This window comes from Curtobacterium sp. MCBA15_008, assembly GCF_001865065.1.
In the GTDB taxonomy this organism is placed as follows: Bacteria; Actinomycetota; Actinomycetes; order Actinomycetales; family Microbacteriaceae; genus Curtobacterium.
In genome coordinates, this window is the sequence record NZ_MJGN01000045.1 from 132,460 (window position 1) to 145,960 (window position 13,501).

Here is a 13,501-nt window from a genome sequence, read left to right on the forward strand (position 1 = left end):
TGAATCGCGTCGATTTCGGGTGTCCCAAAGCTGCTCCAGCGGGAGCTCAACCCTCTTCTGACCAGGGCAAACCTACGCCAGGGGAAAATCTGGAACCCCGCAGGGGAACACCAGGTTCGCAAGCGCCGCAGAAGGGCGGAAACTCAGGCTCCGACGAGATACGCAATCGACCCGCCACAGAAAACCCCCGTTCAGACGGGGGTTTTCTTGTTTTAAGAAGCGTCCTAAGTGCATCCCTGGTGCACTCTCCTGAGCGCACGACTCCTCACTGTGGCTGCCTCCTCCTGAGCAGCGTGGTCAGCCAGAGCGCGTCCGGCCCGGTGTCCCAAGCGCGCTCGCCCGTTCTCGAGAGCGCGCAGCGAAGCGCAAGCCTTCACGTCCGTCCCCGCGAACGGGCCTCGCCACTGCGATGCGCCGCTGAATCTCCAGATGAGTGCATAGATGTGCGGTAGAGCTCCGACGGGGACCCTAACCACAGATGCACAGTCAGCCGCGACCGTGGCGCTGGGGTATACCCCAACGAGACACCGTCCTGCCGGGATGCGACGATCGCGGCCGCAGATGCCCGGGACATCACGCCCCGAACTTGTGACGGCCGGTGCGCTCGAAGACCGACGCAGTTGGTGAACCTAGCGGGCGCTGTGGTGGCCGTATCGGAAGAGCCGCGGCAGCTGCAGCGCGGCGCCGGCGAGCCCTGCGATGACGACGAGGATGCCGTACCCGTTGACGGTGGGCAGCAGCCCGAACGCGTCGATGAGGAGCCCGGCGATGATCGCGGGGATACCGAACGCGAGGTAGTTGACGACGTAGAGGCCGGAGAACAGTTCACCGCGTTCGTGGGCTTTCGCGAGCGGGGCGAGGATGCCGACGCCGCCGAGGTACCCCATGCCGAACCCCGCGCCGGCGAGGAGGGTTCCGATGGCGATGACGACGAATGAGTGGGTGTTCATCCCGAGAAGGACGACAGGCATGCCGACTGCGATGAGAACCGAGCCGTAGGCCGCGTTGACGCGAGCCGGAAAGTTCCGTGCGAAGAACGACGCGAGTGCTCCGAAGCCGGAGACACCGGCGATGTAGAACCCTTCGACGGCGCCGCTTGTGACCCCGAGGACCTCGCGGAGCACTTCGGCGACGACGGCGAGGTAGAACCCGCCGACGATCCACACCGCGGCGGAGACGGGAATCTCGCGGATGAACTCGGCGCGGGCTGCGACCGGTATCGCCACGCGGGGGACGAGGCTTCGTCCTGCTCCGGGTCGGGGTGTCACGGATTCGGGGCTGAGGGCGACGGCGCCGAGGCCGACGAGGAAGAGGATGTCGAAGACGATGAAGACGACGACGATGGGGTGTCCGCCTTCGGTGGCGAGGCCGGCGGCGATGGCGCCGACGGCGAGACCGGATAGCGGAGCGACACTGCTCAGGAGTGGTGCGAGCGTCTTCCGGTGCGGGGGTGCGAAGTCGGTGATCGCGGCAGACAGAGCGCCGGTGGCTGCGCCGGTGGCGATGCCTTGCACGATGCGGGCGAGGATGACGATGCCGACGTTCCCGGCGGTGAGGAACAGCGTCATCGCGACGCATTCGAGGAGCAGCGCTCCGAGGAGCACAGGGCGTCGTCCGATGTGGTCGGAGAGCCGTCCGAAGGACAGCAGCGCTCCGAGCAACGCGATGGCGTAGATGGCGAACGCGAGGGTCAGCATCCAGACGGGGAAGTCCCATTCGGCGCGGTACACCAGGAACAGCGGTGATGGGGCTGCTGCGGCTGCGAAGAATGCCCAGAGGATGCCGGCCATCACCCAGACCGCGGCGGTGCGAGGGAGCCGTACTTGCTTCGCCCTGATCGGAGCGGTTTCGGTGTGTGTCGCCATGGTCCAATCCTTCGAAAGTGGCGCCGGTGCCGAACAGCGTCGAATTACTCGGCAGCGGACTTCAGCGGCTGGTTCGACGTTCCCAGAGGACCGCGAAGAGCACCGATGAGGCCGCGACGACGACGCCGGCGACAGCTGCTTGCAGGAACACGGAGCCGTACCCGGCCGCGGTTTCGGTGGCGGTGGCGCCGGTAGCGAGGGAACTACCGACGAACACGGCGGAGACGAACAGCGACACGGTCGTCGCTCGCGACGCTGGGGTGAGCTCGGTCGCGAGCCCCTGCAGGGTGGAGTGAAGGAACGAGTTCGACAGTCCGACCAGGACCGCGGCGACCGTCAGCGCGACGAGCGTTTGCGACCCGGCCGCCAGCGCGTAGGCGACGATGAGGGTGATGCTCCCGACGGCGATCGGGATCCACCGCGCCCACCGATGCGCGACACGTTTCGATGTGGCAGCGCCGACGATGACGCCGACACCGTAGGCGGAGCCGAGCAGCCCCGCGAGTTGCACGCTGACGCCGTCCCGTTCGAGTGCGGGCACGATGTAGGTGAGGATGCCGAGCAGCACCGCCCCCTCGAGAACGCCGACGACGTACAGGGCAACCGGCCACCGTCCGAAGCTGTCCCGAAGCCGCCGTTCGACGGTGCCGCGTGCCGCGTCTCGGACGCTCCGGGCGAGGAAGAACAGCACGAGCGCGGCGACACCTGCGACAGTGAAGATCGCCCGCGAGCCGACCGCGACACCGATGATGCCGGCGAGGAGCGTTGCTGCCGTGGTGCCGAGCGCCGTGAACGTCTGCAGGTCGGAGATCTGCCGGCTGCGAGCCGGACCGGTGAACACGTCGCCGACGATGGTGAGGACAGTGGGGAACAACGCGCCGACGAACAGCCCGGTGGTGGCACGCGCGATGAGCAGCCAGAAGAACGTCGGAGCGATGACGCTGACGACGCTGCCGGCGACCATCCCGCCGAGGGCGACCAGCAAGACGCGGCGGCGCCCGATCCTGTCGCTGAGTGCGCCCCAGAACGGCTGCCCGACGGCGTAGAAGAGGGCATACACGGTGACCAGCTGCACCGCTGCACCCAATCCGACGTGCAGGTCACGACTGGCGAGCAGGAGCAGCGGCGCGGTGGCGAACCGGTCGTAGAAGGACAGGAACCCGACGATGCGCAGCACGCCGGCGTGCCCGTTCTGCTCGCCGGCAGTGGATGTGCGTCGTCGCGTGTGGGGAACGGCTTGCGATGTCATGAGTGTCTCCTCGTCGGTCAGGTCAAGGTTGCCGCCGACAGCGATATAGGTGAAGGCCGTTTCGTCTTCTGCCTGATATAGGCGTCGCTTATGCTCGATGTTGTGGAGATGCGGGCGTTGGAGTGTTTCGTGGCGGTGGCCGACGAGGGGTCGTTCAGCCGCGCCGCCGTCCGGATGGGAGTGAGCCAGCCGTCAGTAAGTCAGCAGGTTCGGGCTCTGGAAAGGCAGGTGGCTGGTCCGCTGTTCGAGCGCGGCAGTCGTGGGGTGACGCTCACCGCAACCGGGGACGCTTTGCTGCCGACCGCACGGAAGGCTCTGGCGGCGATGAACGAGTTCGAGATGGCAGCGTCGGAACGGAGCGGCCAGCTCAGCGGGCGGATCAACCTCGGCGTCATAGACGGCTTGGAGGAGACGGTTCTGCCGGCCGCGCTGACGACGCTTCGCCGCCGCCACCCACTGTTGGAACTGCGCATGATCGACGGGACGAGCGGGAAACTGCTGGACCAGTTGGTGGCCGGTGAACTGGATGCGGTCGTCGTTGCGGAACCGCCGCGGGCGCTGCCGGACTTCTTCGGCACCCATCTGTTCCTCGAGGAGGAGCTTGTCATCGTCGACTACACGACGCCGACCGCTGGCAGCGTCGAGCCGGTCCGCCTGCGTGACGTGGCGGAGCGGATCACAGTGTCGTATCCGCCAGAGAGCGGCGTCCGAACCCTGATCGACGACGCTGCACGCCGGGAACGCGCTGACCTGCGGTTCCCGTATACGACAAGCGACCCGGCGCTGCATATCGCGTTGGCGAAAGCTGGTCTCGGGGCGGCGTTGACGGTCGGTTCCGCGGAGACACTCGCTGCGGTTCCGCCGCAGTATCGGTCGCCGTTGATGCCACCGATCTTGCTGCGGAAGGTGCTGGTGTGGATGCAGCAGCCGCGACCTGGTCGTGCGGTGGAAGAGCTGATCGCGGCAGTCCGCGGCGACTAGCTGAGCTCGGTTGAGACCGAGGGGTAGCCGTTTGACGCGGTGAAAAAGTCCGCGTAGGTCGGCTCCGCGGGAAGCATGCGGACCTCGGCGAGGATGGACAGGTCTCGCGGGGAACGAAGCCCGTGCTTCCACCACTGCTCGTCCTGCGCGTGCAGCCGGCGGGCAAGCCGACGGTTCAGCGCGTCGCTGCTGATCACTGCGCCTGCCCGGCCGTCATCGGTACGTGCTGCTCATCGCCGGTGGGCGAGAACACGAGGACCAGGCGCGGCTCCGAGGCGTCCAGTGTGCTGCGACGGTTGCGACGGCTCGCAACGACCAGGCACACGATTGCGGTCACTGCCATGAGGAGGATGACGGCGAGGAGGATCCCCGTCACGCCGATGGATGCGGTGGTGAACATGCTTGCTCCTTCGAATTGTCGGATGGTGTGCAGTAAGCATCGAAGGCGCCCGGCCCTGCGTCTTCCGTCGAATGTTGGGGCTTACATCGACTCCCGTCGGGGCTCACCGAATCGGGTCATCTGACTGGCGGTTCTACCTGCCGTGCATGTCACGGTCGAAGGGCCGACACATCATGCCGGTGCCACGTCCCGTTCACGTCAGGAGCTCGCCATGTCCGAAGCGTCTCGGCGAACCTTGGTCCTCGTCGCACACCCGGCGTTGCCGTTGTCGAAGCCCGACCGTGCGCTCGTTGACGTCGCAGAGACGATGGATGACGTGACCGTCCGCGACCTCTACAGCCGGTACCAGTCGCATCCGCTCAACGTGCCCGCGGAACGTGCGCTTGCCGCAGCCGCCGACGACATCGTGGTGCACTTCCCAGTGCTGCACCACCACGAACCTCCGCTGCTGCAGCAGCGGATGCAGCGGGTGTTCGACCCCGCTTGGTACATGGCGTCCGGGGCTGACGTGTTGTACTCCGGGACGGGCCTGCGGGTGGCCACCGTCGTCGAGGACAGCGGCTCGTCACCGGCCGTGCGCAGGCTGCAACGGTGGCGAGTGGAAGAGCAGAGCCTGTTCTTGAAGCAGTGGGCGCATCGGCTCGGGATGCTGTGGCGAGCACCGGCGGTCCTCCCGGTGCCTCCGCACGCGGGGGACATGGAACTCGAATCACTGCAGCAGACGTACCGGCACGTCTTGACGGCCGCGGACGACGCCGCCGGTGGTCCGGTTCACCGACAGGGCCGCTCACTCCGACCGGTTGAGCGGACCGTGTCCGACGCCACGAGGTAACAGCTGCGCCCCGGTACTTTGGACGCCGCTTCCGCGGCCCTGAGCGTTCGCCGCTTCCTTAAATTCACCTACCTCGATTGGTCGTCCGATGCCGTCTGACAGGTCCAGCGACCAGCCTGGTTTCTACGTGTACGAACCCGCCGCGGGGCACGGGCTTCCCCACGACCCGTTCAACGCCATCGTCGGCCCGCGCCCCATCGGATGGGTGGGTACCGAAGACAAGCAGGGACGCCGGAACCTCGCACCGTACAGCTTCTTCAACGCCTTCAACTACGTGCCGCCGATTGTCGGATTCGCGAGCATCGGTGAGAAGGACAGCGTCAGCAACGCGCGCGCGACGGGGGCGTTCACGTGGAACCTCGCCACACGGCCCCTCGCTGAGGCGATGAACGCCACCTCAGTTGCGGCGCCGCACGGTGTCGACGAGTTCGCACTGGCGGGTCTTAGCACCGCCCCGTCGCGGATGATCGGGCCGCCTCGAGTGGCGGCGAGCCCGGTGTCCTTCGAATGCCGGGTGTCGCAGATCATCCGCTTGCAGGGCGCTGACGGTGAACCGGTGGATTCGTGGTTGGTGCTCGGTGAGGTCGTCGTCGTCCACATCGACGAACGGCTGCTCGTCGATGGCGTGTACGACACTGCTGCGGCTGACCCGATCCTGCGTGGAGGTGGTGCGGCGGACTACTTCCGCATCACCGCGCAGGAACGGTTCCAGATGCGGCGTCCATCGCAGTAGCGGACCGGCAACGACGAAGGAGGTGGGGACGCTGTCTGCGTTCCCACCTCCTCGACGTCTGCGGCTGACGCTCAGGCGGTTTCCTGGATACCAATCATCTGCGCACGTCCGATGATGTGCGGACGGAGGCGGAGACCGACGATGGCGGGGGACGCGTCGACGGGGACGTCGAGCTTGTCGATGTCGAGGGCGCTGAGTGTGTAGAAGTACCGGTGCGGTCCGTGCCCGGGAGGCGGCGCCATGCCGAGGAACACGTCCGTGCCGTACTCATTGCGGTGCCGGGTCGCGCCGGCGGGCAGGAGAGCGTCGTCGGTGCCGGCGCCTCGGGCGATGCTCGTCGCGGTGCCGGGGATGTTGGTCAGCGTCCAGTGCCAGAATCCGGAACCGCTCGGTGCGTCCGGGTCGAAGACGGTCAGCACGAAGCTCTTCGTCCCGGCGGGGGCATCAGACCAGGTCAGCTCGGGGGAGCGGTCTTCACCGCCTGCTGCGGCGCCACGAACCCAGTCGGGCAGTTTGCTGCCACTGGTGAAGTCGGGGCTCGTCAGCGTGAACGAGGGAACGTCGGGCAGCTTCCAATTCGGGTCATTCGTCATGCCATCAGCCAAGCCGTGCGGACGCGTCGGCACATCGGCTGGATGTCGTGCGCTGAGACGACAAACGTCGAGGCTGAACGGCGGTCGCGCTGTCGTTAGGATGCGACTGCGCTCCGGGCGGAGCGTTGAACGGAGGGGCCTGCCGTGGCGTCGAGCGAACTGGAACCGGTCGAGGTCATCGCGCTCGAGATGGCGCTTGCCGACCTCCATTACGTGTCCACTGCCCTGGTCGGACGTGCCGGCGACGTCATCGCGGCCGAGATCGCGTTGGTGCAGTACGGGGCGATGGCCGCCTACGAAGCTCAGCTGCACTTCAACACGACGCTCGGTTGGACCATCGACCCGGGGTGGGACGCCGCGACTGCGAAGGCTGCGCGGATGAGCGGGAAGTTCTTCGCCGACACCAAGCGGAATCTGGACGGCGTTGTCGCGCACTTCGAGGACCTCCTCGCGGCCAACCACGGCGCGTTCTACCCGCCAGACCGACGCGGGAAGCTCTTCGCTTTCCTCCGAGACGACCTGTCAGTGGTCACGGTGGACGCTCGGCCGTACACATCGCTGCTCAGCGCGCACTATCTGACGGGTCTTGCTCCTACTCAGACCGCGACGCTCGGGGAAGCCGGCCCCGTCGTGCGGAAGCTGGCGTTCGGTATCGGGCGAGTCGCCGCAATGTTGCTGGATGGAGCAGAGATCCCCGCGCATCCTCCGACGGTCCCGCCAGCCTTCGAATGGTGGGACACGAAGAGCGGCAAGGCGCTTCCTCGCCTGTTTGCGGGACAGCTGCAGCCGGCGCTCGGGGCCGCACTCATGACGGTGCACAGCGTGCTCATGTCAGCGGCACACAGCGAGGACCGAATCGGTTGTGCGTGGTGCCGCACTGCGGCGAAGAAGCACCGGTTCGTCGCGCTGTTCCAGACCTAGACCGCGCTAAAGATTCTGCACGCGGACGCCCCGGATAGCGTTCCTCCGAAAGTCACGGAACTCCTGGACGAAGCGGACTCACAGTGGGTTCTCGCCCAGCGGCGTGTGCGGAACGGGCTCGTCCACCTCGGGATGCAGGACATCCGCGAGAAGATCCGGGCAGGCGTCGACGCAGCAGCAGCTTTCGCCGCGTACACCGGTGGCAGTCCCAATGTCGATGCCCGGGTCACTACTCACACGGCTCGTGTCTTGGACGTGCTCACCGATTGGATGCTGACTCCGCCTCAGGGCGGAAAGACGTTCGAGTCTGCCCTTCGGCGCTACAACCCCACCCAAGGTGGCGGGTTCTAGCCCTTAGGTGCTGTTCGGCAGGGCCCCGCGAGCGACGGCGGACGAATAGAGCTCGCTCCTTCTGACAGCGGCGCGCACCCCTCCTGCGATTACGCGGACGCCGCCCACAGTCGGTCGAGTTTCAGCGCGAGGTGGAGGGTGCTGCGTTGCATCCCATCGGCGAGGGCGTCCTTGACGACCGGGGGGAGATTGTCGAGGCGGTAGTACAGCGTGGTGCGGTGGATGTGGAGCCGGTCGCAGGTCCCCCGAACTTGGCCGGCGTTATCGAGGTACGTCTCGACGGTTTCGCGGTGTCCCTCTCCTGCGGCGCAGAGCGCAGCCGCGGCGGGTGACGCGACGGAGAGGAGGTCGCGTTGGGCGGAAACTGCATGGAGCAGTGCCCAGCCGCCGAGGCGGTCCGCGCGGGTGTTGCCGGCGAGCTCGGGGACAGCGACGTTGATCTCTGCGGCGGTTTCTGCTGCGTGCGCTGCTCGTGCGAGGTCCTCGTCCTCGGCATGAACTGTTGCGGATCCGACCCCGGCGAGTGGGAGCCCCGCTTCGGTGGCAGCCGTTCGAAGGAACGTGTCGACGTCGATGTCGTCGTGTGTGCTGCGGGAAAGGAGGAAGACGACGTTGCCGCGTTCGCGGAGGACGTCGACGTTGGCGGGGAGCCGCCGGCAGATTCGTTGGAGGCTGAGCTGGCGGCTGAGGGTGCCGGATTGGTCGTCGAAGAGGAGCGCGTGGACGGCGATCGAACCGGCTGCCGTGACCCATCTGCGAGCTCGTGCCCGGTGCAGGGCGGCTCGTCGTTCCGCGGGGTCGTAGCTGAGCAGCAGGCGGAGGCCGACTTCGCGGATGTCGGCCTGTTCTCCTGTGATGCCGTGGGCGGCGGCGAGCACCGTTGCGGCGAGTTCCAGGAGCGTGTGTTCGTGTGATTGCAGCGCACGGCCGTTGTCCGCGAGGAGGACGAACCCGCTGCGGATTCCGTGCGCGCTCAGCGGGAGCTCAGTCCAACCGTCAGGATCTGCTGACAGACCAGTCGAACCGCGGCTTGCCCACTCGTGGAGCATTTCCGGGAGGGCGGGCCGTGCTGCGTTGAAGAGCGTCGGGTGGTCGGCAGCCGCGTAGGAGATGCCAACGATCTCCCGGCCGATCGTGGCGACCGCGACGGACCTGGCGAGTTCGTGGGCGAGCTGGTCGGCGAGTGTTTGCGGGTCCATGTCGTGCCTCCGTGCGTCGGGCTGGGCTTCACGGTAAGCCGTTGCACACCGGCACTGCGTGGCCCTTCTTTGCCTACCTGGGCATGCGTCAGCTGTCACGTGTGGACGTCGAACAGCCCACCGTTCCGCTGGAACGGTGGGCTATCGCGGTGATGGCGGGGTGATTGGTTGTTCAGGCCGCGGCGACCCGCTTCCACAGCAGTTCCACCTTGAACTGGCGGCCGTCAGGGGCGACGCGAGGCGTGCCCGCTTCGTGGAGAAGGCCGTCTTCGATGCGGACGTGGCGGGTCTGCTGACCGTCCTGCCAGTCGGTGAAGAGGGAGGTGACGATGTGATGCGTCATCGTGCCGGTGGCCTCGTCGAGGGTGAACGGGCCGGCGTAGGCGATGAAGCGGTGTGCCATGGCGGCGAGCTGGCTGTCGGATGCTCGCTGCGGGTCGGTGGCGCCGCTGCGGGGTCGGGCTGCGTCACCGAGGGTGGCGGAGACGGATCCGTCGGCGGTGTAGATGATGTAGCCGTTGGCGTCGGGGCCGAACTCGGCGACTTGTTCGCCGTCGTCGAAGGTTTGGGTGGCGCTGACGAGGGTCCACGCGCCGATGAGGTCGTTGACGGTGATGGCCATGGGAGGTCCTTTCAGGAGCGGGCGGTCTGCCCGGGGCGGGGTGGGCGCACGGGTCGTGGCGTTTGGGTGCGCAGCAGGTGGGTGACTTCGAATGATTTGGCGATGTCGCAGGCGGTTCGGATGACGTCGTCGTCGTATTCGGTGAGACGTTCCGCGTGCTGGTTCAGGTGCTCTTGCCAGCTGCCGACGCGGAACGCTTCGACGAGGATGCCGGGGTGTTCCCGGTCGTCGTATAACGCCCAGGATCTGGCTCCGGTGCGCCGCCGGCTGAGTTCGACGAGGGCCATCTGCGCCAGGAATCGGTCTCGGTCGGCGTCGGCGACGTCGAACCGGACGGACACCAACGTCTCGGTGGTGTCGCCGATTTCCGCGTTGACGACGTCGTCGGCGAGTGGCAGCTTGACGGCGCTGCGACGCAAGTCGTCGGTAACGAGGAGTGGCCAGAGGAGTTGTGTGATGGCGACGATGAGGACGGCGATGCCGGCGAGGAGGCAGGTGAGGACCGCGCCGAGCCATCCGGCGATGGAGCCGCTGAGTGCTGCTCCGACGGCGGTCGCTCCGAAGAGCACCATCTGGTAGATGGAGAGTCCCCGGGTTCGGACCCATGCGGGGAGGAAGGACTGCACGGCGCCGTTGAGGGTGGCGATGGCGCCGATCCACGCTGCGCCGACGACGGCGAGGATCGGGATGGTCAGGTAGATGGTGGGGGAGAGGGCGACGCCGACCGTTCCGGCGCCGAAGAGTGCCGACGAGATGAGGACGGCACGGTTCGGGCCGACAGCGTCTCGGAACTTCGGGATGTAGAACGCAGCGGCGATGGAGCCGACTCCGAGGCCGGCGAGGAGGACCCCGTACCCGATGGAGCCGAGTCGAAGCCGGTCCGTTGCGATGAGCGGCAGGAGTGCGTAGAGGGCGCTGCCGGGGAGGACGAACAGGCCGAGGCGGACGTAGATCCGGCGGACGACTCGTGCGTTGGCGACGTAGCGCATGCCGGCGCGGCTGGCGTCGAGGAACGGTTCCGACAGGTGCGGTTCCGGCCGGTACTGCCGCCAGAAGACCAGGATGATCAGGAACACGGCGAACGACACCACGTTCAACGTGAACACGAACGCGACACCGAGCCCGGAGATGAGGAGTCCGGCGATTGCGGGGCCAATGGCGCGGGCGAGGTTCACCGAGATCGAGCTCAACGATGCGGCGTTGGGCACGTACGCGCGTGGGACGATCTCGTTCGCGAGCGCGCCGTACGCGGGGAGTTGCACGGCGGATGCTGCGCCGAGGAGCAACGTAAGCGACAGCAGCAGGTACGGCGTCATGTCGCCGGTGGCGGTCAACGCGACGAGGGTGCCGCTGATGGCGACTTGGAACCCTTGTACCCACATCAGCAGGGTCCGTCGGTTGAGGAACTCGCCGAGCACGCCGGCGGGGATGCCGAGGAGCAGGACGGGTGCGGCAGTCGCCGTCTGAACGAGGGCGATCAGCAGCGGTGGGGCGTGGTGTTCGACCATGAACCACTGCGCACCGACGGTTTGCATCCAGCTGCCGATGTTGCTGATCAGCGCCGCAATCCACAGTGCCCGGAAGATCGGGATTCCGAGCGGCGCGAGCGCTGACACCGTCGCGGTGCTGTCTGACTTTGGTGTCGAGCGTGGTGCGGGTGTCGGCTTCATCTGCTGCTCCTGTCCGGCGGGGATGTCAGCGGCCGGGCCGGGAGGTGTTGTCGAGGATGACCTTCCCGACGGTTTGACCGGATTCCAGGACCTCATGCGCCGTTGCTGCGTCAGCCATCGGGACGACCGCTTCGATGACGGCGCGGATACTTCCCGCTTCGATGAGGGGGAGGACATCCCGGGAGACGCCGGCGACAATCTTCGCTTTCTGCTCCTTCGGTCGGGCGCGGAGCAGCGTTGCGGAGATGCTGGCGCGGCGGGAGAGCAGCTCCCACAGGTCGATGGGCGTGGTCGTCATCGAACCGCCGATCATGATCAGGTGTCCGTCGTCGGCGAGGCAGCGGATGTTCCGCTGCAGGTACTCGGCACCGACGACGTCGAGGATCGCGTCCACCCCGCCACCTTGGGTGACCTCGAGGACCGCGTCGACGAAGTCGGTGGTGCGGTAGTTGATGGCGGTTGCCGCACCGAGGTCGATGCCGGCTTTCGCTTTCAGGTCGGACCCGGCCGTGGTGATGACGGTGGCGCCGATGGCTGCAGCCCATTGGATCGCGAACGAGCCGATGCCGCCGCCGGCACCGTGCACGAGGACGCTTTTGCCTTCGGTCACCCCGGCGATCATGGCGAGGTTCGAGTAGACCGTGCAGGCAACTTCGGGGAACGCTGCGGCTTCGATCATGGTGAGTCCGCGAGGAAGCGGCATCACCTGTCCGGCGGGAACGGCGACTTCGTCGGCGTACCCGCCGCCAGCGAGCAGTGCGCAGACCTCGTCGCCGACGTTCCACCCGGTGACATCACTGCCGACTGCGGTGATGATGCCGGCACATTCCAACCCGAGCGGGCGGGGAGCCCCCGGTGGGACCGGGTAGTGGCCGCGACGCTGCAGCAAATCGGCGTTGTTGATGCCCGCGGCGTGCACGTCGATGAGCACTTCGTCGGCTGCTGGTGTCAGCTTCGCGACGGGACGCAGCGTGAGGACGTTCGGGGAGCCGGGCTGGTCGAACAGGACCGCGTTGGGCATCGTTGGGGTTCCTTTCAAATGAGAAACCGGTGACGGAAGCGGACGGTCAGGGGGGCGTCCGCTTCCGCCACCGGAAGCTCAGTGCTCGTCGTAGTGGTTGTCGTGCAGGGCGTGCCGATGCCCACCGTGGAGGTAGTCGACGTGGTCGCCGTGCTGGACTGCGTCGTGTCCGCATCCCTCGCCGTGCTGGTGACCGAAGGTCGTGTGGCCGGCGTGGAGCGCTTCCGACGTCATGAGTGCCTCCTGCTTCGGTCAGTTCAGGCGGCGACGGCGGCCGCGTCGGCGATGGCGAGCGCGGCGATGCTGCGCGCGTAGTGCGGGGTCTCCAGCTCGCAGTGCTCACCGGAAGCCTTCTGGCGGGCGGCGGCGGCCTGCTCGAACGTCTGGCCCTGGTCGGTGATGAACTTCAGGAAGTCCTCGGTCGGGTGCGACGTGACGGTGTTGACGTAGCGGAGCTTGTCGCCGTCGAGCTGCTCGATGCCGAGCTCCCAGATGACCTGCGTGGTGGTCCAGCCGGCGGGGGAGAGGACGTCGGAGATCGACACCATCTTGCAGTAGTGCTTGCTGGCGACCTCGAAGCGGTACTGCTGGATGACCAGGCCGGTGCCGATGACCTCGATGTTGATCGACATCGGGGTGCCGTCGTCGTCGACCGTGTAGCCGGCAGCCTTGTGGTCGCCGGGGGCACAGCGCTGGTACTCGTGCGTCGGGAGGGTCTTCAGCCACTTCTCGATGTCGACGCTCTCGAACGGGGCGGTGACGTCGGCGGTGACCACTGCGTGGGAGAGGATCAGGTCGCTCTTCACGGTAACGCTCATGATGATTCTTCCTTCGTGTTGGGGGCCGGTTGTTCGGCGATGACGATTCAAAGCCAGTCGCCGCCGAAGCACCCTCGACAGGGAGAGGAAGTCCGTTCGACAGTGAGGCCGTCACCTCCCAGCCGGGACCACGCAACCCGCTTGGATCGGCGTTCCTGCGCGGCTGTTCGCGGATCCGGACGGCCGAAACGTCGTAGTTGTGTGATGTGCGCGGCGGGCTTGGGGGATGTGTGAGGGGATGCAGCG

General features: G+C 66.9%; 15 protein-coding genes. 4 read left to right on the forward strand and 11 right to left on the reverse strand.

Features of this window, described 5'->3' with window-relative positions:
* Window positions 1–629: 629 nt before the first annotated feature.
* Together BIU96_RS15170 and BIU96_RS15175 are read right to left on the reverse strand one after the other, a co-directional pair.
* Window positions 630–1,865 (reverse strand): MFS transporter, encoded by a 1,236-nt coding sequence (locus tag BIU96_RS15170; RefSeq protein ID WP_071293445.1) that lies wholly within the window; start codon window positions 1,863–1,865, stop codon window positions 630–632.
* Between the two features lie 61 nt (window positions 1,866–1,926).
* Window positions 1,927–3,114: an MFS transporter gene (locus BIU96_RS15175; RefSeq protein WP_083402967.1), complete on the reverse strand. Its 1,188-nt coding sequence runs from the start codon at window positions 3,112–3,114 to the stop codon at window positions 1,927–1,929.
* A gap of 90 nt (window positions 3,115–3,204) precedes the next feature.
* Between BIU96_RS15175 and BIU96_RS15180 the strand changes: the two genes are divergently transcribed.
* Window positions 3,205–4,095 (forward strand): LysR family transcriptional regulator, encoded by an 891-nt coding sequence (locus BIU96_RS15180; protein ID WP_083402968.1) that lies wholly within the window; start codon window positions 3,205–3,207, stop codon window positions 4,093–4,095.
* Here the strand turns inward: BIU96_RS15180 and BIU96_RS15185 are convergent.
* Complete coding sequence (locus tag BIU96_RS15185) at window positions 4,092–4,292, reverse strand: hypothetical protein (protein WP_071293446.1); 201 nt, start codon at window positions 4,290–4,292, stop codon at window positions 4,092–4,094. The genes BIU96_RS15180 and BIU96_RS15185 overlap by 4 nt on opposite strands.
* On the reverse strand, window positions 4,289–4,495 hold the full coding sequence (locus tag BIU96_RS15190; RefSeq protein WP_071293447.1) for a hypothetical protein: 207 nt from the start codon (window positions 4,493–4,495) through the stop codon (window positions 4,289–4,291). Before BIU96_RS15190 ends, BIU96_RS15185 begins: the two co-directional genes overlap by 4 nt.
* 211 nt (window positions 4,496–4,706) lie before the next feature.
* Between BIU96_RS15190 and BIU96_RS15195 the strand changes: the two genes are divergently transcribed.
* Both BIU96_RS15195 and BIU96_RS15200 read left to right on the forward strand, forming a co-directional pair.
* A complete protein-coding gene (locus BIU96_RS15195) occupies window positions 4,707–5,327 on the forward strand; it encodes an NAD(P)H-dependent oxidoreductase (protein WP_071293448.1) in 621 nt (206 codons plus the stop codon).
* Window positions 5,328–5,454: 127 nt separating this feature from the next.
* Complete coding sequence (locus BIU96_RS15200) at window positions 5,455–6,060, forward strand: flavin reductase family protein (protein ID WP_254786176.1); 606 nt, start codon at window positions 5,455–5,457, stop codon at window positions 6,058–6,060.
* Between the two features lie 71 nt (window positions 6,061–6,131).
* Here the strand turns inward: BIU96_RS15200 and BIU96_RS15205 are convergent, their stop codons facing one another.
* Window positions 6,132–6,653 carry a YbhB/YbcL family Raf kinase inhibitor-like protein gene (locus tag BIU96_RS15205; RefSeq protein WP_071293450.1) on the reverse strand — a complete coding sequence of 174 codons (522 nt, stop codon included), beginning with the start codon at window positions 6,651–6,653 and terminating at the stop codon, window positions 6,132–6,134.
* Window positions 6,654–6,797: 144 nt separating this feature from the next.
* On the opposite strand from BIU96_RS15205, the gene BIU96_RS15210 reads away from it, so the two are divergent.
* Complete coding sequence (locus tag BIU96_RS15210; RefSeq protein ID WP_071293451.1) at window positions 6,798–7,574, forward strand: hypothetical protein; 777 nt, start codon at window positions 6,798–6,800, stop codon at window positions 7,572–7,574.
* Between the two features lie 440 nt (window positions 7,575–8,014).
* Here BIU96_RS15210 and BIU96_RS15220 read toward each other — a convergent pair whose 3' ends face one another.
* The 6 genes from BIU96_RS15220 to BIU96_RS15245 form a co-directional block, all read right to left on the reverse strand.
* Window positions 8,015–9,223, reverse strand: a complete 1,209-nt coding sequence (locus tag BIU96_RS15220; protein WP_139200086.1) for a helix-turn-helix domain-containing protein — start codon at window positions 9,221–9,223, stop codon at window positions 8,015–8,017.
* A gap of 73 nt (window positions 9,224–9,296) precedes the next feature.
* Window positions 9,297–9,746, reverse strand: coding sequence for a lipocalin-like domain-containing protein (locus BIU96_RS15225; RefSeq protein WP_071293454.1), 450 nt, complete (start codon window positions 9,744–9,746; stop codon window positions 9,297–9,299).
* Between the two features lie 11 nt (window positions 9,747–9,757).
* The gene (locus BIU96_RS15230; RefSeq protein ID WP_175477576.1) at window positions 9,758–11,362 is read right to left on the reverse strand and encodes an MFS transporter; all 1,605 of its coding nucleotides are present in this window, start codon (window positions 11,360–11,362) and stop codon (window positions 9,758–9,760) included.
* Window positions 11,363–11,441: 79 nt separating this feature from the next.
* Window positions 11,442–12,437 carry an NAD(P)H-quinone oxidoreductase gene (locus tag BIU96_RS15235; RefSeq protein ID WP_071293456.1) on the reverse strand — a complete coding sequence of 332 codons (996 nt, stop codon included), beginning with the start codon at window positions 12,435–12,437 and terminating at the stop codon, window positions 11,442–11,444.
* A 78-nt stretch (window positions 12,438–12,515) separates the two neighbouring features.
* Window positions 12,516–12,671, reverse strand: a complete 156-nt coding sequence (locus BIU96_RS15240; protein WP_071293457.1) for a zinc transporter permease — start codon at window positions 12,669–12,671, stop codon at window positions 12,516–12,518.
* Window positions 12,672–12,694: 23 nt separating this feature from the next.
* Window positions 12,695–13,255, reverse strand: a complete 561-nt coding sequence (locus tag BIU96_RS15245) for a hypothetical protein (protein WP_071293458.1) — start codon at window positions 13,253–13,255, stop codon at window positions 12,695–12,697.
* Window positions 13,256–13,501 lie beyond the last annotated feature (246 nt).

What these genes read in the sequence shown, in the direction of transcription:
- BIU96_RS15240 (WP_071293457.1), bottom strand. Translation starts at nt 12,671, where the DNA reads ATGACGTCGGAAGCGCTCCACGCCGGCCACACGACCTTCGGTCACCAG.
- BIU96_RS15225 (WP_071293454.1), bottom strand. Translation starts at nt 9,746, where the DNA reads ATGGCCATCACCGTCAACGACCTCATCGGCGCGTGGACCCTCGTCAGC.
- BIU96_RS15170 (WP_071293445.1), bottom strand. Translation starts at nt 1,865, where the DNA reads ATGGCGACACACACCGAAACCGCTCCGATCAGGGCGAAGCAAGTACGG.
- BIU96_RS15180 (WP_083402968.1), top strand. Translation starts at nt 3,205, where the DNA reads ATGCTCGATGTTGTGGAGATGCGGGCGTTGGAGTGTTTCGTGGCGGTG.
- BIU96_RS15235 (WP_071293456.1), bottom strand. Translation starts at nt 12,437, where the DNA reads ATGCCCAACGCGGTCCTGTTCGACCAGCCCGGCTCCCCGAACGTCCTC.
- BIU96_RS15245 (WP_071293458.1), bottom strand. Translation starts at nt 13,255, where the DNA reads ATGAGCGTTACCGTGAAGAGCGACCTGATCCTCTCCCACGCAGTGGTC.
- BIU96_RS15205 (WP_071293450.1), bottom strand. Translation starts at nt 6,653, where the DNA reads ATGACGAATGACCCGAATTGGAAGCTGCCCGACGTTCCCTCGTTCACG.
- BIU96_RS15190 (WP_071293447.1), bottom strand. Translation starts at nt 4,495, where the DNA reads ATGTTCACCACCGCATCCATCGGCGTGACGGGGATCCTCCTCGCCGTC.
- BIU96_RS15175 (WP_083402967.1), bottom strand. Translation starts at nt 3,114, where the DNA reads ATGACATCGCAAGCCGTTCCCCACACGCGACGACGCACATCCACTGCC.
- BIU96_RS15195 (WP_071293448.1), top strand. Translation starts at nt 4,707, where the DNA reads ATGTCCGAAGCGTCTCGGCGAACCTTGGTCCTCGTCGCACACCCGGCG.